Here is a 17,339-nt window from a genome sequence, read left to right as displayed (position 1 = left end):
TTCGCAGTGGCCCGACCCGAAGGTCGCACCCGAATGGCTGCCAGAACACCGCGAGGTGCTACTGTGGCCCTTCTTCCTGCCGGTTCATCTATTCGGTTGCAAAGAACGTCGTCACTGCGAAGCTCAACTTTATAGCAAAGGCCGTTTCGGCTGTCAATGCTTTTTTGTTGGCCGCTGCCGGACAAAGTGTCTTGTTCGTTAGCGGAGGGTGGTTATAACAAATGCCTTTGCCTGCGTCAACGGGTTTGTTGTTTGTTTTTCTTAACGCGCCAGAACCCTCTGTGATGACTGAAGGAGCGGCCTTGTGTGAACACAGGCTGACCGGCCACCTGATACAACGAAAAAGGGCGATGCTTTCGCATCGCCCTCTACCAATCGGCACGTGTGTCAGAAACTTAAGAGAAAAGAACCTTGGCAAAGCGACGCTTGCCTACCTGGATAATGTACTCACCGCTGCATGTTATCTCCAGATTCTCATCAGAGACCTTCTCACCGTTGATTTTGACACCCCCGCCCTGGATGGAGCGGCGACCTTCACTGTTGGACTTCACGAGCTGTGCCTCAGCCAGAACCTTGCAAAGCAGAACTTTCTCCCCCTCTGCTTTGAGGGTAAACCCAGGCATCTCATCGGGAGTCTCGTTGTTTTTGAAGCGCTTGACGAAGTTCTCGCCTGCCAGAACCGCAGCCTCTGAGCCATGATAACGGGCAACCATTTCGCGGGCCAACTGCTTCTTGGCTTCCATCGGATGCACCGCACCACTCTTCAAGTCGGCCTTCAACTGCTCGAACTCGGCCATAGTGAGGTCGCTCAACAACTCGTAATAACGAATCATCAATTCGTCGGAGATGGACATCACCTTGCCATAGATCTCGTCAGCCGGCTCATTGATGCCGATGTAGTTGCCAAGGGACTTGCTCATCTTGTTGACGCCGTCGAGACCTTCGAGCAGCGGCACGGTAATGACACACTGCGGCGCCTGCCCCCACTCCCGCTGCAGCTCACGCCCCACGAGAAGATTGAATTTCTGGTCGGTGCCGCCCAGTTCGACGTCGGCCTTGAGGGCAACTGAATCATATCCCTGCACCAGCGGGTACATGAACTCGTGGATGCTGATCGGCAGCTGGTTGGAGAAGCGGTTGCTGAAGTCTTCGCGCTCGAGCATCCGGGCAACGGTGTACTTGGAGGCGAGACCAATCATGTCAGATGCCGACATTTTCCCGAGCCACTCCGAGTTGAATACCACCTTGGTGAGTTGTGGATCGAGAACCTTGAACACCTGCTCCTTGTAGGTCTCTGCGTTCTTGAGAACGTCTTCGCGGGTGAGTACCTTGCGGGTCTCGGACTTGCCGGTGGGGTCACCGATCATGCCGGTGAAGTCGCCGATGAGAAAGTAAACCTCGTGACCGAGCTTTTGGAATTGACGCATCTTATGCAGCAGCACGGTGTGCCCCAGATGCAGGTCCGGCGCGGTCGGATCGAAACCGGCCTTGATCTTGAGAGGCACGCCCGTCTTGACGGATTTCTCGAGCTTCTCTACCAGCTCTTTCTCCACCAGGATTTCTACGGCGCCCCTCTTGATAATTTCCATCTGCTCTGCAACGGTCATCACTTTCCCTCCAGATTGTATTTCAGCCACCTCCGCACGAGGCTGCAGTGGCCAAGCTCCACGTAGGCAGAAGGCTTCCGTGGGGGAGTCATTTCACTACACTTACCCGCAGGCGATATTAAGTCTCTCGATGTTCAAGGCGAGTCCAGTCATCTCGTCCACTTCAATTACGACGGCGTTGATCCTGATGTCCTTTTTTGCGACCTCGAACTTCGAGGGACGCTGGGTCACGAACTTCTGGATAGCTTCTTCCTTCTTGACGCCGATGACGGAATCGAAAGATCCGGTCATACCGGCATCGGTCATGTAGGCGGTGCCGGCGGTGAGGATGCGTTCGTCGGCGGTCTGCACGTGGGTGTGGGTGCCTATTACTGCGGCTACCCTCCCGTCCAGATACCATCCCAGCGAAACCTTCTCGCTGGTCGCCTCCGCATGGAAGTCCACAAAAACGATCGGCGTCTCTTCCTTTAACTTCGCGATCTCCTTGTCCGCGCAACGGAACGGGCAGTCCAGGTTGTTCATGAAGACCCGTCCTTCAAGGTTGAGGATGCCGACCTTGACCCCGCCCGGGGTCTTGATGATGGTCGTCCCCTTGCCGGGGGTTCCTTCCGGATAGTTCGCCGGCCGTACGATGCGGTCCTCGCGCTTGATATACTCCAGTGCGTCCTTCTTATCCCAGATATGGTTGCCGGAGGTGATCATCTGGACGCCGCACTTGAAGAGGTCCTGCGCAGTCTCCTCGGTCAGGCCGAAGCCGCCAGCGGCGTTCTCGCCGTTGGCTATGACAAGATCAACCATGTGCCGGTCCACGATCCGGTGCAGCTCGCGGGAGAGAGCTTCACGGCCGGGCTTTCCAATCACGTCCCCTATGAAGAGAAGCTTAACGGGCATATTCGGTTGCCCTGGTTTCCCTGATCACGTTGACCTTGATCTGGCCGGGATAGGTCATCTCGGTCTCGATCTTCTTGGCGATGTCCTTGGCCAGAACCAGGGCGCGATCGTCGGTCACCTGCTCGCTCGATACCATGACGCGGATTTCGCGGCCGGCCTGGATGGCGAAGGAAGTCAGGACGCCGTCGAAGGAGGTGGCGATCCTCTCCAGATCGTCCAGGCGCTTCACGTAGGTTTCCATCATCTCGCGGCGCGCACCCGGGCGTGCGCCGGAAAGTGCATCGGCGGCCTGAACCAGCACGGCCAGAACGGTCGCCGGCTTCTCGTCCTCATGATGGGCCATTATGGCGTGCACGATCTTCGGCGATTCACCGTACTTCTTGGCGATGTCCGCGCCGATGACCGCATGGGAGCCCTCGATCTCGTGGTCCACTGCCTTGCCGAGGTCGTGGAGCAGACCCGCCCTTTTCGCCTGCTTCACGTTGATGCCGAGTTCGGCCGCCATGATGCCGCAGAGGAAGGCGACTTCCAGCGAGTGCTGGTACACGTTCTGGCTGTAGGAGGTGCGGTACTTCAGGCGACCGATGAGTTTCAGGATCTCCGGGTGGATCCCGTGCACGCCGAGGTCGAAGGCCGCCTGCTCACCGGCCTCCTTCATGGCCTGCTCGATCTCCTCCTGGGACTTGGCCACCACTTCCTCGATGCGGCCGGGGTGGATCCTGCCGTCGGCGATGAGCTTTTGCAGCGACAGCTTGGCCACTTCCCTGCGGACCGGGTTGAAACCGGAAAGGATGACCGCCTCCGGGGTGTCGTCGATGATCAGGTCGATTCCGGTGGCTGCCTCAAGGGCCCTGATGTTGCGCCCTTCACGGCCGATGATGCGCCCCTTCATTTCGTCGGAGGGGAGGGTGACGACGGAGACGCTGCGTTCCGCGACATACTCGCCCGCGTAACGCTGCATCGCCAGGGCCAGCACTTCCTTGGCCTTCTTGTCGGCGGTCTCCCTGGCCTCTTCCTCCATCGCCTTGATCAGCTTGGCGACGTCAAGCTTCGCCTCATCTTCCATCGAGTCCATCAGGAACTTCTTGGCCTCGGCGGCGGTCATTCCGGCGATCTGCTCCAGCTTCGCCTTCTGCTCGCCCACCAGGGCGTCAAGCTTCTCTTCCTTCTGGGTGAGTCCCTGTTCCTTGTTCGACAAAGACTGTTCGCGCTGCGCGAGCCCCTGCTCCCTTTTCAGGAAGTCGGCATCGCGCTGGTCGAAGAGGTTGGTCTTTTTGTCGAGGTTTTCTTCTTTTTGCTGCAGCCTCTTCTCGAGGGCCTGCAGGTCGCGACGCTTCTCGCGGCTCTCTTGTTCAAATTGCCTTTCCAGCTCTTCCTTTGCCTGGTACACCACGTCCTTGGCCTGGACTGCTGCCTCCATGGCCACGACTTCTGCCTGTCGTTTGGCATCCTCGATCATCTTGGCGGCAAGCGTCTCTGCGTTGGTCACCAAGGAATCGGAGAGTTTCTTGCGCAGGATGTTGCCTATCGCGTAACCGATGGCGGCCGCGACAAGGACCAGCAATATGGCAATAGTTATGTCGACTTTCACTGTTGCTCCCCCTCACATATATGTTTATTAACGCGAACCACCCGACTCTCGGTGACGATCAAGTCCATCGTCACATCGTGCGGTTCGCCGGCTATCTCCTGAAGCAGTTGAAAGTCGTAGCAAAACGCCACCAGCTTCCCGCTTCCCTCCAGACGGTGCAGCGACCGGTCATAGTACCCCTTGCCGTAACCGATGCGGCGCCCGCACAGGTCGAAAGCAACTCCGGGGACCACGATGAGGTCCGCCTCCGCCGGATCACACCCCTCGCCTTCGGGCTCGGGTATGCCGTACTTGCCCGGGGCCAACTCGGCGAGAGCAGCCACCCGGCAAAACTTCAAGTCGTGCCCCGCAACGGCCGGGTAGAGCAGTGTCTTGCCGGACGCCAGGGCCGCGACGGCCACCGCTGCAGTATCCACTTCGTGGTGGATCGGCGCATACAGCACCAGCGTCCTGGCCGCCTGGTACTCGGGCAGATCGAGGAAACGCTGTTGCAGGGCCAAGCTTAACGACGCAACCTGCGGCTTGGACAGCTCGCGGCGCCGGGCAAGGGTAGCGGCTCTATGGGCACGCTTGGGCATAACGCTTTAGTTCCGTGTTTTGTCAGAAGGTGGACGGCAGGGGCCGCCCGTCGAGACAGGTGCTCTGGTGGGGGAGTGCTGATGGGTGTGACGGGTGTTGCGTTGACAGGTTTTGATAGAGTGGGCCGCGTTCAAATGAAGCGCCAAATTTGAACTTTATGTAAATGCAGCCATTAACCCCTGGACATGCTGCTTAACGTCTTTAGGCTACTATCAGCAAACGCGGAGAATTCACCTCTCCACGCAGGTTCTGGCAAAGCTTTGCAACCGTACAACCGATCAGCTATATGTTGAATCTCCCGCAAGAGACCTGAAACTCTAAAACTGCTGCCGGTCAAGCCGTTCAATGAGCCCCGCGACCCGCTCGCTGCAGGTGCGCTGCTCTTCAACCAACTGCTTCCGGGCGTCCAGACAGGCTTCGGCCAAATTCATCAACGCCAGAATCACTACCAGTTGGGTATCACCACCACTGACCTTGGCTTCCGCCTCCGCCAGCTTTTCGTTGACCAGAGCCTCGACTTGCGCCACATGCTCAGGTGTCGCAACACTCTTCACCTGAAGCTCTCGCCCCAGGACCCTGATGCTGTGCGTGGCGATCAAACTGTCAGACCCCTTCCAACTTTTTCAATATAGAGTCGATCCGGGACTTAAGGCCGGCACGTTCCTGGTTGAGCCGATCGTTCTCACTCTTGAGCCTGCCGTTCTCGAGCTTCAACTCGTCGACAACATTAATTAGAGAATTTATCCGCCGCTCCAGCTCATTAAACAGCTCGACACTCATTATTTCACCTTTTGCGGCAAAATCATATGCGATAAGTACGCAAAAGTCAAGGCTATCATTGGAAAAGTGCCTCGACAAACTGGACCGGATCAAAGGCCCGCAGGTCTTCCACGGACTCACCTACGCCAATGAATCTGACAGGGAGGGCGTATTCATGACTTACCGCCACAACAATCCCCCCCTTGGCGCTCCCGTCCAACTTGGTGAGAACCACGCCGGTGACATCGGCCGCTTCCTTAAAGAGCTTCGCCTGGGACAAGGCGTTCTGCCCAGTCGCCGCATCTAAGACGAGGAGTGTTTCGTGCGGGCCATCCGGGATTTCCCTCGTCAATACGCGGCGGATCTTCTTCATCTCCTCCATCAGGTTTACCTTGGTGTGCATACGGCCTGCGGTGTCGATGATCAATACGTCCGTCCCGCGGGCGATGGCCGCCTTGCAGGCATCGAAGACGACCGCGGAGGGATCCGCCCCTTCCTTGTGACGCACGATGTCGGCGCCGACGCGGTTAGCCCAGGTTTCCAGCTGTTCAGCGGCTGCGGCACGGAATGTGTCAGCCGCGCCCAACAGAACCTTCTTCCCTTCACCTATGTAGCGTGCGGCCAGTTTGCCGATGGTGGTAGTCTTGCCGACGCCGTTGACGCCGATGACCATGATGACGAAAGGCTTCTTGTCGGTCACGACAAGTGGCGCGTGATGCTCCAGAAGACGCAGCTGGATCTCTTCCTTCAGAGCCCTCTTCAGCGCCGCCCCGTCCTGCAATTCGTCGCGCTTTAGGCGCTGCTCCAGGGTCCGGACCAGGTCGACCGTGGTCTTCACGCCCAGGTCCGCGGTGATCAGGATCTCCTCCAGTTCCTCGAGGGTGTCGGTGTCGATCTGCTTCTTGCCCAGCAGCAGGGTGTCTACCCGGCCAATAATGGTTTCATGGGTCTTGCTGAGACTGCGTTTGAGGCGGTCGAAGAAGCTCGGCTTCGCCTGCTCGACAGGCTCCGAGACCGGGGCGGGTGTCGGAGCGGCAGGCTCAACCCAGACCTGGCGCGGGGCCGGGGCGGCAGGTTCGGGGACGGAGACCGGGGGTGCGACAGGCTGGGCAGCCTGCTCCTGTGCCGCAGGGGCGGGAACGTGGGGATGCTGAGGGGCCGCGCCCCCCTGCTGCTGTTCCTCCTGCTGCTCCAGTTCTTCAGCCGATTGCTCGCGGTCAGTCCCGGCAGGTTCCTCGGCGCCTGCGATGCCGAGTTTTTTGAAAAGACCTTTGAAAAATCCCTTGTTTTCCTCGGCCATTAATAAATCTCCTTATGCAAAAGCAGCGCGGTGTCCCGGAACCTCTTCAGGGCCAGGAGCGGCAGGGCGTTGCGGTCCAAAGTCATCACCAGTGCGTAGTCATCGCCGACGGCCCCCACGATGACGTACTGCTCGTCAGTGCTGATCACCGTTTCCCGCACGGCGCCGGTGGTGAACTTGTCGTGCACCGCTTTGAGCTGGGTGAGCAGGATCCCCCAATGGGCCGCCGTCACCTTCATCTCGAAAGGGTCGCCATGGGAAAACTGCTCGACAGCCTCACCTTCCCAATCAGCCAGGATGGCGCCATTGCCACCGGGCACGGATTCAACCAGTGTAGTCAACAGTCTCTTGAAGGGCACGTCAAGCTCCTACGGCGAAAATTTGAACTGGGCAAGCGATGGCAGCGTCCTCAGCGCGGCGCCCTCACCCACGGCTTCAGCATTGCAAATTACGGCAACGCCCTCACCCCCGCCCCTCTCCCGGGGAGCGAGGGGAGCATTTCCTAGCGGTTCAGGCGGACCGAGACCAGCCTGGAAACGCCGGGCTCCTCCATGGTGACGCCATACAGGGTGTCGGCAACGGCCATGGTGGCACGGTTGTGGGTGATGATGATGAACTGCGAGTTGGCGCTCATCTCACGCACCATGTCGTTGAACCGGCCGATATTGGCGTCGTCGAGCGGCGCATCGACCTCGTCCAGCAGGCAGAACGGCGAAGGCTTGATCAGAAAGATCGAGAAGATGAGCGCCACTGCAGTAAGCGCCTTCTCGCCACCGGACAGAAGCGACACGTTCTGCAGCTTCTTGCCCGGAGGTTGCACTACGATCTCCAGACCGGTATTGAGGAGATCCTCTTCGTCGGTCAGGCGCAGCTCGGCGTGACCGCCGCAAAAAAGCCTCGGGAAGATCTGCTGGAACTTCTCGTTCACCATCTGGAAGGTCTCCAGGAACCGCTTCCTCGTGGTGCGGTTGATGCGCTGGATCGCCTTCTGCAACGCGTTCATCGACTCCTCGAGATCGTCCTTTTGACTGGAGAGGAAGGAGAAACGTTCCTCCATCTCCTTGAACTCCTCGATGGCCATGAGGTTCACTTCACCCATTTCATTGATGGTCTTTTGCAGCTCAGCCTGGCGCTTGGTGCTTTCAACCTCGTCCCACTCCACCTTGGAATAGTTGAGCAACGCGTCGGCGATCTCCATGCGGTGCTTTTCCTTGAGGGTTTCCTCCAGGTGGGCGAGCCGCATGCTCACCTCGGTCAGCCGAAGACTTTTTGCGTTCAGCTGCTCCCTCACGGCGACGGCATCGGCACGCATCCCTTTCAGGAGCGCCTCTTCCTCCTGGACCTTGGCGGCTTCGGCCTCGTACCGGTCCTTCACCTGCAGCAGCGCCTGCTCGCTGGCGAGTTGCTGCTTGACGACGCCGCGCAGCGCCTCCTCCCCTTCCGCAATCGCGGCCAAGAGACGGGTACGCTCGTCGCCCGAACCTTCGAGCTCCCTGGTGCGGGAGGCGATACGGTTGGCGAGGTCGGTACAAAGGCCCTCGACGCGGCGCAGCGCCCGCTCGGTAGAGTCCCCTTTCTCCCGGAGCGCGGCGACACGCACCTTCATGGAGGTCACCATCTCGCGGGCCTCTTCCATCTCGAAGCGGGATCCCTCCAGGCGCCCCTGCAGAGCCTCGACGGACTTTTCCAGGGCCACCTTGCGCTCCTCGGCCTGCGTCCTCCTGGCATCGGCCTGAGCCATTTCTCCAGAGATGAGGGCCTGCTCCTCGGCCAACTGCTCTTCCTCCGCCTCGCGCACCGCGCCGGTTTCCTCGATGCGGCGGCACTCGGACAGCGCGGTCTGCAGGTCCTTCTCCGCGTTCACGATCCTGATATCGAGTCGATGCAGAGTCTGGCGCAATTCAACGCGATGCGCCTCGGCCTCGGCGATCTCCCCTCTCCTCTTTTCGCGCGCCGCAGCCAGCTCCTGCACCTCGGCCTCGAGGCGCTCGACTTCTGCGACCAGGGCCTTGATCTCCCTCTTCTTGTGGATGATCCCCTGCTGCGCCGGCTCGGGAGAGCCACCGTTGACGATGCCACCGCCGTGGGCCAGGTCGCCTTCGAGGGTGACGAAGGTCGAAGCCGGGAAGGAGGCGGCCAGCTCGAGGGCGTGGCTGAGGTCGCGAGCGAGGAAGGCGCCGGTAAGAAGCGGCTCGACCAGAGGCGCGTGCTGTGCGGGCACGGTGACCCGCTCCCAAAGCGGTGATGCGCCCGGCGGTGTCTCCCTGGTTTGCTGACGCCAGGGGGGCGCGGTCACGAAGCTGCAGCGACCTCCAGAGCTCCCCTTGAGGTGGGCAACGGCGTCCAGCGCGGTGGCGGAGGATTCGCACAGAAGATACTGCAGGCGGTCACCGAGAACAGCCTCGAGGGCCACCTCGAATTCTTCCTCCACCTCCAGCGCGTCGGCGATCATGGTGAGTGAGGCGTTCTTGAAGGGCTCGGCGAGGAGCAGGTTGCGCACCCCCTGGCCGTACCCGGCAAACTGTGCCTCCAACTCCTGGAGCGATTTCAGACGGGATGCGGCGGCGGAGAGCTGGTCGCGGCTTTGCTGCAGCAGTTTGTCTCCCCCCTCCTGCGCCTGCTTCAGCTCGGCTTCCCGGCTACCCGCCATGGTCAATTCTTCGTCCGCCAGCGCCTTGTCCCGGGCAAGCTGCTCGCGCTCCTGCTTCAGGGCATCGACCTTGGCGTTGGCCTCGAAGAGCCGCTCCCCGAGCAGCACGCGCTCCCGCTTGCTGGCCTGCAGGCGGTCAGCGAGGGCGGCCAGGCGCTTGTGTGCGGCTGCGTGCTGGTTGGCGGCCTGCGCCCCCTCCGAGAGGGCGGCGAACATGGCGCGCCGGGTCTCGTCGAGCTCCCGGGTGACACCCGCCTCGCCGGCTGCCATCTCCTCGAGAAGGGACTCCCGGTACTCGAGCGACTCGTTCTCACGGACCAGTTCTTCCTGCAGTGAGACCCGCTGCGCCTGCAGGGTCCCTATCTCCTTCTCGGAACTGGCAAGCTGGTCGCGCAGTCCCTGGAGTTCCTCTTCGAAGCGGGCGCCGTGGCGCTCCAGGTTCACCAACTCCTTGCGCTGGAATTCGAGGCGGTTTTCTCCCCCCTGCAGTTCGCTCTTCCAGCGGAAGATCTCCTCCTGGGCCGCGGTCAGCTGCCGTTCGGTCTCCAACAGGGAGAGCCGCTTCTCCTCGACGGAGAGTTCGGCATCGTTGAGCTTGGCGGTCACGTCCACGAGTTTCGACTCGAGGTCGGCGATCTCCCGCCCCAGCCCGTTGCGCTCCTTCTCTACCCCTGCGTACCCCTTGGCGGCGAACAGGAGTTCAATCTCCTTGAGCTCCTGCCTGACCTCGCGGAAACGCTCCGCCTTCTTGGCCTGGCGCTGCAGGCCGTTCATCTGACGCTTGATCTCGGAGATGATGTCGCCGATGCGCAGGAGATTCTGGCGGGTCGCCTCCATCTTCTTCATGGCGACGACCTTGCGCGCCTTGAACTTGGTGACGCCTGCGGCCTCCTCGATCAGGAAGCGGCGCTCCTCGGGCTTGGCGTGCAGGATCATGCCGATCTTGCCCTGTTCGATGATCGAGTACGCCTTGGCGCCGATGCCGGTATCCATGAACAGCTCGGCGATGTCGAGCAGGCGGCAGGGGGTCTTGTTCAAGAGGTAATCGCTCTCGCCGTCGCGGTAGAGGCGGCGGGTGACCTGGATCTCCGAGAAATTGAGGTACTTTGCGGGTACGCGGCCGTCCTCGGTGGAGAAGAAGAGGGAGACCTCGGCCATGCCGAGCGGTTTGCGGAACTCGGTGCCGTTGAAGATGATGTCTTCCATCGACTTGCCGCGCAGGTTCTTGGCGGACTGCTCCCCCATGACCCAACGGATCGCGTCGACGACGTTGGACTTGCCGCAGCCGTTGGGACCGACCACGCCGGTGATGGGCTGGTTGAAGTCCAGAACGGCCTTATCTTGAAAGGATTTGAATCCGTGGATTTCGAGTCTTTTGATTTTCATGAGCAGCGCATCTTATCAGAGAGGTGGTTTTAATGTAAAGGGGAAAGGCGGGCGGGACCGGGGGCTTGGAGGCGGGGAAAGGAGGCGACGTAGGGCAACGGTAGTTGTCGCGGGGAGGCACCAACGAAAAAAGGGACACGGTTTCCCGTGTCCCTTTCATTACTCTTTGCAACCGGACGCCTTACGCCTCGGTTTTCTCCTCAGCTACCGGAGCCTCTTCGACGGCCGGTGCTGCCTCGGCCACCGGAGCTTCTTCCACCGGAGCCGCCTCGACTGCCGGAGCAGCCTTGGGAGCCTTGGCTTTGGGAGCCTTGGCAGCCGGCTTGGCGGCTTTCTTCGGAGTCATTTCAGCTTCCACCAGCTCGATCACGGACACCGGAGCGGTGTCGCCCGGGCGGATGCCGAGCTTGATGATCCTGGTGTAGCCGCCGGGACGCTCTGCGTAACGCGGTGCAATCTCGGTGAAAAGCTTGGTCACGACTTTCTTGTCGCGGATGTAGGCCGCTGCCTGCCTGGTGGCGTGGAGGTCGCCCTTCTTGCCGAGGGTAATCATCTTCTCGGCGATGGAGCGGAGCTCTTTTGCCTTGGCATCAGTCGTGGTGATCTTTTCGTGCTGGAGAAAGGATGTCACCATGTTCCTGAACATAGCGATCCTGTGGCTTGTGGTCCTACCTAATCTTCTACCCGCGCTGTTGTGACGCATATCTTTTCACTTCCTTTCGATCTATAAATGAAGTCGTATGGACTATTCTTCTTTCTGCTCGCCGCGCAGGCGCCTCATGATCTCGGGATCCGGGAAGTTCTCCAGTTTCATGCCGAGGGTGAGGCCCATGTCGACCAGGATGTCCTTGATTTCGTTCAGCGATTTCCTGCCGAAGTTCTGAGTCTTCAGCATCTCTGCCTCGGTCCTCGAAACCAGCTCGCCGATAAGCTTGATGCCGGCGTTCTTCAGGCAGTTGGCGGAGCGAACCGAGAGCTCCAGCTCGTCGACCGAGCGGTAGAGGTTCTCGTTGAAGCGCTCGCGCTCCTCTTCCGGCTCCGCCTCCTCCTGGGGCTCCACGTCCTCGTCGAAGTTGATGAAGATGGAGAGCTGGTCCTTGAGGATCTTGGAAGCGTAGGCCACCGCGTCCTGCGGTTTCACGCTGCCGTCGGTCCAGACTTCGATAGTAAGCTTGTCGTAGTCGGTGATCTGGCCTACGCGAGCGTTGGTGACGGTGAAGTTCACCTTGTGAATCGGGGAGAAGATCGCGTCGATCGGGATGGTCCCGACCGGTGCCTTCTCGTCACGGTTGCGGTCAGCCGGGACGTAACCCTTGCCGACTTTCACCATGAGGTCCATCTCCAGGTTGGCGTCCTTGGAGCAGGTTGCGATGTGATGTTCCGGGTTCAGGATCTCGACGTTGTTGTCGGTGATGATATCCTTCGCCTTGACCACCCCTTCACCCTTCTGCACGATCCGGATCATCCGGGACTCGTTGCCGTGCACCTTGAGGCGCACCCCTTTCAGGTTGAGGATGATATCCGTCATGTCCTCGGTGACGCCCGGGACAGCGGAGAATTCGTGCAGCACGCCCTTGGCCTTGACGGAGACGATGGCCGCCCCCTGCAGGCTGGAGATGAGGACCCTACGCAGCCCCGTTCCCAGGGTGGTACCGAACCCCCTTTCGAAAGGCTCGGCGTAGAACTTGCCGTATGTATTAGTCAGCGATTCTGTCTCAACCTGAAGCTTCTTCGGCCTGATCAGATCGCGCCAATTTCTATACATTTAGATCCCCCTGTATCGGTTGTTGGTCAGCCTTTACTTGGAGTAGAGCTCGACGATCAACTGCTCCTGAATCGGCATGGTGATGTCTTCACGCACCGGGCTGGTCTTCACGGTGCCCTTGAAGGCATCTTTGTCAAGTTCGAGCCACTGCGGGATACCGCGGCGTACCACGGCCTCGAGGGACTCGGTGATGACAGCGACCTTGCGGCTCTTCTCGCGCAGCTGGATCACATCGCCCGCCTTCACCTGGATGGAGGGGATGTTCGCCTTACGCCCGTTGAGGGTGAAGTGGCTGTGACGCACCAGCTGGCGTGCCTCGTCGCGCGAGGTGGCGAAACCGAGACGGTAGACGACGTTGTCGAGCCTTCTCTCCAGGAGGAAGAGGAGGTTTTCGCCGGTCACACCTTTCATCCGGTCGGCGGTCTCGAAGTACCCGCGGAACTGGTTCTCGAGGATGCCGTAGATACGACGCACCTTCTGTTTTTCACGCAGCTGAACACCGTAATCAGAAACTTTTATGCGACCCTGTCCGTGCTGTCCCGGCGGATAGCTCCTTCTCTTGATGGCGCATTTGTCGGTGTAGCAACGCTCGCCTTTAAGAAAAAGTTCCGATCCTTCGCGCCTGCACAGCCTGCATGAGGGCCCTGTATACCTAGCCAATGAAGACCTCCTATGATCCTAACTGATAGTTCCGTTGGTCCGTAAAAACGGTCCTAGACTCTTCTTCTCTTCGGGGGACGGCAGCCGTTGTGCGGAATCGGCGTTACGTCGCGTATGAAGCTGACGGCGAAGCCGGCGGCCTGCAGCGCGCGCAGCGCGGACTCGCGGCCGGAGCCGGGGCCCTTCACGTACACTTCGATGGTGCGCATGCCATGCTCCTGGGCCTTCTTGGCGGCATCCTCGGCGGCCATCTGGGCCGCGAACGGGGTGCTCTTCCTGGAGCCCTTGAAGCCCTTGGCACCGGAGGTGCACCAGGCAACCACGTTACCGACCGGGTCGGTGATGGTGATCATGGTATTGTTGAACGTAGCCTGGATGTGCGCCACGCCTGTGGGAATATTCTTTTTCTCTTTTTTCTTCTTAACGACCTTCTTAGCCGGGCTCGCCATTATCCCTCCAGAATCTTATTTCTTCTTGCCAGCGACCGTACGAGCCGGCCCTTTCCTGGTGCGTGCATTGGTCTTGGTACGCTGCCCGCGGCAGGGAAGACCTTTCCTGTGACGAAGACCACGGTAGCAACCGAGATCCATGAGGCGCTTGATGCTCATGGAAATGTCGCGGCGCAGGTCGCCTTCGACCTTCACGTTCTTATCGATATACTCCCTGATTTTCGAGACTTCCGCCTCGGTCAGGTTGTCGCAACGGGTGTTGATGTCCACACCGGTTGCCGTAAGAATTTCCTGGGAGAGAGACCTGCCGATGCCGTAGATGTAGGTCAGTGCGATCTCTATTCTCTTATTCCTGGGTAAATCTACCCCTGCGATACGTGCCAATGCCAGCTCCTCCTATTAGCCCTGTCTCTGTGAATGCTTGGGGGTCTCGCAGATGACGCGGACTATGCCCTTGCGCTTGACAATCTTGCACTTTACACAGATCTTCTTAACCGATGCCCGAACCTTCATAGTTCACTTCCTTTTGAAGACGTTTTGCCAATCTAGATTTTCGTAAGTATCAGCGGACCGTTGTCCGTTATTGCCACCGTGTGCTCGAAATGCGCCGAGAGTCCGCCGTCAACGGTAACCGCCGTCCAGCCGTCCTCCAGCACCTTCACGTCGTACCCCTTCTCGTTGATCATCGGCTCGATGGCGAGCACCATGCCGGCTTTCAGCCTGGGCCCCTTGCCGGCGGCGCCGAAGTTGGGGATCTGCGGCCCCTCGTGCAACTCCTTGCCGATGCCGTGCCCCACGAAATCGCGTACCACGGAAAACCCTCGCGCCTCGACGTGGGACTGTACCGCGTGGGCGAGGTCCGAAAGGCGGTGCGCGGTGTCGGCAACCTCTATCGCCCGGTACAGCGACTCCTCGGTTGCCTTGATCAGCCGGGTCGCCACCTCGGAGACTTGGCCTACCGGGACCGTGATGGCGGAATCGCCGTAGAAGCCGTTGTGCAGGACTCCGAAATCGAGGCTTACTATGTCTCCCTCGACCAGGGCGCGCTGCGTGGCGAAACCGTGTACCACCTGCTCGTTGACCGAGCAACAAAGCGAAAAGGGGAAGCCGCTGTAACCCTTGAAGGCTGGCTTCGCCTTCCTCTTCAGCGTTTCCCTCTCGGCATATGCATCCAGCTGTGCCAGGGTTACCCCCGGAGCCACCATCCCTCTCAGGCCGGCGAGTATCTCGGCGACCATCCTGCCGGCGGCCGCCATCTTCTCGATCTCGGCCCGGGATTTGAGTACTATCACCGTGCGCCCTGCAGGACGGCGACGATCTCGGTCTGGATCCCTTCCACGCTCCCGAGACCGTTGACCGAGCGGAGGAGCCCCGCGGTCTGGTAGTAGGAGATCAGCGGAGAGGTCTGCGCCTCGTACACCGCGAGCCGGTTCAGGATGGTTTCTTCCTTGTCGTCCTCGCGCTGGAACAGCTCACCGCCGCAGGCATCGCAGATCCCTGCAACCTTGGACGGAGCGAAGTCGACATGGTAGCCGGCGCCGCACTTGGAGCAGGCACGCCTGCCGGTGAGACGCTTCAGAAGCTCGCCCTTGTCCACGGAAAGAGAGACCACGTGGTCGATCTTCTTGCCTATGCCGGAGAGGACCAGGGAGAGCGCGTCGGCCTGGGGCACGGTGCGCGGGAAGCCGTCCAGGATGAAACCCTTCTGGCAGTCCGGCTGCGCCAGACGCTCTTCGACGATCCCTATTACGACCTCGTCGGGTACCAGTGCACCGGAGTCCATGAACCCCTTCGCCTTGATCCCCATCGGGGTGAGCTCTTTAACGGCAGCCCGCAGTATATCGCCTGTCGATATCTGCGGGATACCAAACCTGTCTATGAGGAGTTTCGCCTGGGTCCCCTTGCCTACGCCCGGGGGTCCAAGGAGGATGAGGTTCATCGGGGTCTCCTATTTTCTACCCTGGATGCGAACGCCTTTCATGAACCCTTCGTAGCTGCGCGTGATCAGGTGCGCCTCGATCTGGGCCAGGGTGTCCATGCCGACGCCGACGGCGATCAGGAGCGACGTACCACCGAAGTAGAAGGGAAGGTTGAATTTCCCGATCAGGATCGAAGGAAGCACACAGACCGCGGAGATGTAGATCGCACCCGCGAAGGTCAGCTTGGTGAGCACCGCGTCGAGGAAGTCGGAGGTCTCCTTGCCGGGACGGATCCCGGGCACGTAACCGCCCTGCTTCTTGACGTTGTCGGCGACATCAACCGGGTTGAAAGTCACAGCCGTGTAGAAATAGCAAAAAAAGACGATAAAGGCAACAAATAAAATCTCGTAGAGCAACTTTCCGGGAGCCAGCTGCTTGGAGGCCGCCTGCACCCAGGGGACGTCGATGAAGTTGCCGACCGTGGCCGGGAACATGATGATCGACGAAGCGAAGATCGGCGGGATGACCCCGGCCATGTTCACTTTGAGCGGCAGGTGCGAACTCTGCGCGCCTACCGTCTTCAGCCCCACCACCCTCTTGGCGTAGTGGATCGGGATCCTGCGCTGGCCGCGCTCCATGAAGACCACGGCTGCGATGACCAGGAACATCACGGCGATCACCAGCAGCAGCACGAACAGGGAAAGTTCGCCGGTCTTGATCAGGCGGAAGCTGTTTCCGATGGCGTTCGGGATGCGCGCCACGATCCCCGCGAAGATGATCAGGGAGATGCCGTTGCCGATCCCCTTCTCTGACATCTGCTCACCCAGCCACATGATGAAGGCGGTACCCGCGGTCAGCGTGATCACCGTCATAAGGCGGAAGGACCAGCCGGGGTTTGGCACCACCAGCTCGCCTGCCGGTCCGCGCATCGCCTCGAGGCCGATGGAGATGCCGAAGGACTGCACCACCGACAGGACCACCGTGCCGTAGCGGGTGTACTGGATGATCTTCTTCCTGCCGGCGTCACCCTCCTTGGAGAGTTTCTCGATGGCCGGAACCACCACGGTCAGGAGCTGGAAGATGATGGAGGAGGAGATATACGGCATGATGCCGAGGGCGAAGACGGTGAGCTTCTCGAGAGCCCCACCAGAGAACATGTCGAACATACCGAGCAGCGTGCCCTGCGCAGCCTTGAAGAACTGCGAGAGGGCCTGGGCGTCGATACCCGGTGTAGGGATGTGACACCCTACCCGGTAGACGGCCAGCATGGCCAGCGAAAAGAGAACCTTCTTTTTAAGCTCGGGGATCTTGAAAATGTTCTGGAAGGCTTCTATCAAGACTAGATCTCCTCGATGGACCCACCTGCCGCAGTGACTTTTTCGCGGGCGGAGGCGCTGAATTTGTGAGCCTTGATGGTCAGGGCGCGGGTCAGTTCGCCGGTGCCCAGCACCTTGATGCCGTCGCGGATGCCGGAGATCAGGCCGCTCTTCAGGAGCGCCTCAGCGTCCACCACGCTGCCCGCCTCGAAGATCTCGAGCTGGCACAGGTTGACCAGTGCGTACTCCTTCTTGGTGAGCGGGGTGAAGCCGCGCTTGGGAAGCCTTCTGTGCATCGGCATCTGGCCGCCTTCAAAGCCGGGCTTCACGGAGCCGCCGGAGCGTGCCTTCTGGCCCTTGTGACCCTTGGTCGCGGTCTTGCCGTGACCGGAGCCCGTGCCCCTGCCGATGCGCTTTCTATTCTTGGTCGACCCGATGGCCGGTTTGATGGTATTCAATTGCATGAT

The 17,339-nt window shown here is 60.1% G+C and carries 19 protein-coding genes; all 19 read right to left on the bottom strand.

Going from position 1 to position 17,339, the window contains the following annotated elements:
* Nucleotides 1–395: 395 nt before the first annotated feature.
* The 19 genes from tyrS to rplO all read right to left on the bottom strand — a co-directional run bounded on the left by tyrS (nucleotide 396) and on the right by rplO (nucleotide 17,336).
* Nucleotides 396–1,607 (bottom strand): tyrosine--tRNA ligase, encoded by a 1,212-nt coding sequence (gene tyrS / locus KP001_RS20840; RefSeq protein ID WP_217287403.1) that lies wholly within the window; start codon nucleotides 1,605–1,607, stop codon nucleotides 396–398.
* Nucleotides 1,608–1,709: 102 nt separating this feature from the next.
* Nucleotides 1,710–2,498, bottom strand: a complete 789-nt coding sequence (locus KP001_RS20835) for a TIGR00282 family metallophosphoesterase (protein WP_217287402.1) — start codon at nucleotides 2,496–2,498, stop codon at nucleotides 1,710–1,712.
* Nucleotides 2,488–4,077 (bottom strand): ribonuclease Y, encoded by a 1,590-nt coding sequence (gene rny / locus KP001_RS20830; protein WP_404813605.1) that lies wholly within the window; start codon nucleotides 4,075–4,077, stop codon nucleotides 2,488–2,490. The genes KP001_RS20835 and rny overlap by 11 nt, the downstream gene beginning before the upstream one ends.
* Before the next feature lie 8 nt (nucleotides 4,078–4,085).
* A complete protein-coding gene (locus KP001_RS20825) occupies nucleotides 4,086–4,667 on the bottom strand; it encodes a 5-formyltetrahydrofolate cyclo-ligase (RefSeq protein ID WP_217287400.1) in 582 nt (193 codons plus the stop codon).
* Between the two features lie 318 nt (nucleotides 4,668–4,985).
* Nucleotides 4,986–5,267, bottom strand: a complete 282-nt coding sequence (locus KP001_RS20820) for a cell division protein ZapA (protein ID WP_217287399.1) — start codon at nucleotides 5,265–5,267, stop codon at nucleotides 4,986–4,988.
* Between the two features lie 4 nt (nucleotides 5,268–5,271).
* Complete coding sequence (gene zapB / locus KP001_RS20815) at nucleotides 5,272–5,448, bottom strand: cell division protein ZapB (RefSeq protein ID WP_217287398.1); 177 nt, start codon at nucleotides 5,446–5,448, stop codon at nucleotides 5,272–5,274.
* A 55-nt stretch (nucleotides 5,449–5,503) separates the two neighbouring features.
* Nucleotides 5,504–6,727, bottom strand: a complete 1,224-nt coding sequence (gene ftsY / locus KP001_RS20810) for a signal recognition particle-docking protein FtsY (RefSeq protein ID WP_217287397.1) — start codon at nucleotides 6,725–6,727, stop codon at nucleotides 5,504–5,506.
* Entirely contained in the window at nucleotides 6,727–7,086 is a 360-nt protein-coding gene (locus KP001_RS20805; RefSeq protein WP_217287396.1) for a roadblock/LC7 domain-containing protein, read from the bottom strand. Before KP001_RS20805 ends, ftsY begins: the two co-directional genes overlap by 1 nt.
* Before the next feature lie 143 nt (nucleotides 7,087–7,229).
* Nucleotides 7,230–10,763, bottom strand: a complete 3,534-nt coding sequence (gene smc, locus KP001_RS20800) for a chromosome segregation protein SMC (protein WP_217287395.1) — start codon at nucleotides 10,761–10,763, stop codon at nucleotides 7,230–7,232.
* Nucleotides 10,764–10,944: 181 nt separating this feature from the next.
* Nucleotides 10,945–11,466, bottom strand: a complete 522-nt coding sequence (gene rplQ / locus KP001_RS20795) for a 50S ribosomal protein L17 (protein ID WP_217287394.1) — start codon at nucleotides 11,464–11,466, stop codon at nucleotides 10,945–10,947.
* 42 nt (nucleotides 11,467–11,508) lie between these two features.
* Nucleotides 11,509–12,528, bottom strand: a complete 1,020-nt coding sequence (locus KP001_RS20790) for a DNA-directed RNA polymerase subunit alpha (RefSeq protein WP_129128519.1) — start codon at nucleotides 12,526–12,528, stop codon at nucleotides 11,509–11,511.
* Between the two features lie 33 nt (nucleotides 12,529–12,561).
* Nucleotides 12,562–13,188 carry a 30S ribosomal protein S4 gene (rpsD, locus tag KP001_RS20785; RefSeq protein WP_217287393.1) on the bottom strand — a complete coding sequence of 209 codons (627 nt, stop codon included), beginning with the start codon at nucleotides 13,186–13,188 and terminating at the stop codon, nucleotides 12,562–12,564.
* Between the two features lie 53 nt (nucleotides 13,189–13,241).
* Nucleotides 13,242–13,637, bottom strand: a complete 396-nt coding sequence (gene rpsK, locus KP001_RS20780) for a 30S ribosomal protein S11 (RefSeq protein ID WP_183356781.1) — start codon at nucleotides 13,635–13,637, stop codon at nucleotides 13,242–13,244.
* Between the two features lie 15 nt (nucleotides 13,638–13,652).
* Nucleotides 13,653–14,021, bottom strand: a complete 369-nt coding sequence (rpsM, locus tag KP001_RS20775; protein WP_217287392.1) for a 30S ribosomal protein S13 — start codon at nucleotides 14,019–14,021, stop codon at nucleotides 13,653–13,655.
* A gap of 15 nt (nucleotides 14,022–14,036) precedes the next feature.
* Nucleotides 14,037–14,150, bottom strand: a complete 114-nt coding sequence (rpmJ, locus tag KP001_RS20770) for a 50S ribosomal protein L36 (RefSeq protein WP_012529389.1) — start codon at nucleotides 14,148–14,150, stop codon at nucleotides 14,037–14,039.
* 32 nt (nucleotides 14,151–14,182) lie between these two features.
* Nucleotides 14,183–14,929, bottom strand: a complete 747-nt coding sequence (gene map, locus KP001_RS20765; RefSeq protein ID WP_217287391.1) for a type I methionyl aminopeptidase — start codon at nucleotides 14,927–14,929, stop codon at nucleotides 14,183–14,185.
* A complete protein-coding gene (locus KP001_RS20760; RefSeq protein ID WP_217287390.1) occupies nucleotides 14,926–15,576 on the bottom strand; it encodes an adenylate kinase in 651 nt (216 codons plus the stop codon). The genes map and KP001_RS20760 overlap by 4 nt, the downstream gene beginning before the upstream one ends.
* Nucleotides 15,577–15,585: 9 nt before the next feature.
* On the bottom strand, nucleotides 15,586–16,893 hold the full coding sequence (gene secY / locus KP001_RS20755; protein ID WP_217287389.1) for a preprotein translocase subunit SecY: 1,308 nt from the start codon (nucleotides 16,891–16,893) through the stop codon (nucleotides 15,586–15,588).
* Between the two features lie 2 nt (nucleotides 16,894–16,895).
* On the bottom strand, nucleotides 16,896–17,336 hold the full coding sequence (gene rplO / locus KP001_RS20750) for a 50S ribosomal protein L15 (RefSeq protein WP_217287388.1): 441 nt from the start codon (nucleotides 17,334–17,336) through the stop codon (nucleotides 16,896–16,898).
* Nucleotides 17,337–17,339 lie beyond the last annotated feature (3 nt).

The organism is Geomonas subterranea (assembly GCF_019063845.1).
Lineage (GTDB): Bacteria > Desulfobacterota > Desulfuromonadia > Geobacterales > Geobacteraceae > Geomonas > Geomonas subterranea.
This window is presented reverse-complemented; position numbering and strand designations above follow the sequence as displayed.

Coding starts and splice junctions, on each gene's coding strand:
- rplO (WP_217287388.1), bottom strand. CDS start 17,336: ATGCAATTGAATACCATCAAACCGGCCATCGGGTCGACCAAGAATAGA.
- KP001_RS20825 (WP_217287400.1), bottom strand. CDS start 4,667: ATGCCCAAGCGTGCCCATAGAGCCGCTACCCTTGCCCGGCGCCGCGAG.
- smc (WP_217287395.1), bottom strand. CDS start 10,763: ATGAAAATCAAAAGACTCGAAATCCACGGATTCAAATCCTTTCAAGAT.
- rpmJ (WP_012529389.1), bottom strand. CDS start 14,150: ATGAAGGTTCGGGCATCGGTTAAGAAGATCTGTGTAAAGTGCAAGATT.
- ftsY (WP_217287397.1), bottom strand. CDS start 6,727: ATGGCCGAGGAAAACAAGGGATTTTTCAAAGGTCTTTTCAAAAAACTC.
- rpsK (WP_183356781.1), bottom strand. CDS start 13,637: ATGGCGAGCCCGGCTAAGAAGGTCGTTAAGAAGAAAAAAGAGAAAAAG.
- KP001_RS20790 (WP_129128519.1), bottom strand. CDS start 12,528: ATGTATAGAAATTGGCGCGATCTGATCAGGCCGAAGAAGCTTCAGGTT.
- KP001_RS20760 (WP_217287390.1), bottom strand. CDS start 15,576: ATGAACCTCATCCTCCTTGGACCCCCGGGCGTAGGCAAGGGGACCCAG.
- rplQ (WP_217287394.1), bottom strand. CDS start 11,466: ATGCGTCACAACAGCGCGGGTAGAAGATTAGGTAGGACCACAAGCCAC.
- KP001_RS20835 (WP_217287402.1), bottom strand. CDS start 2,498: ATGCCCGTTAAGCTTCTCTTCATAGGGGACGTGATTGGAAAGCCCGGC.
- tyrS (WP_217287403.1), bottom strand. CDS start 1,607: ATGACCGTTGCAGAGCAGATGGAAATTATCAAGAGGGGCGCCGTAGAA.
- zapB (WP_217287398.1), bottom strand. CDS start 5,448: ATGAGTGTCGAGCTGTTTAATGAGCTGGAGCGGCGGATAAATTCTCTA.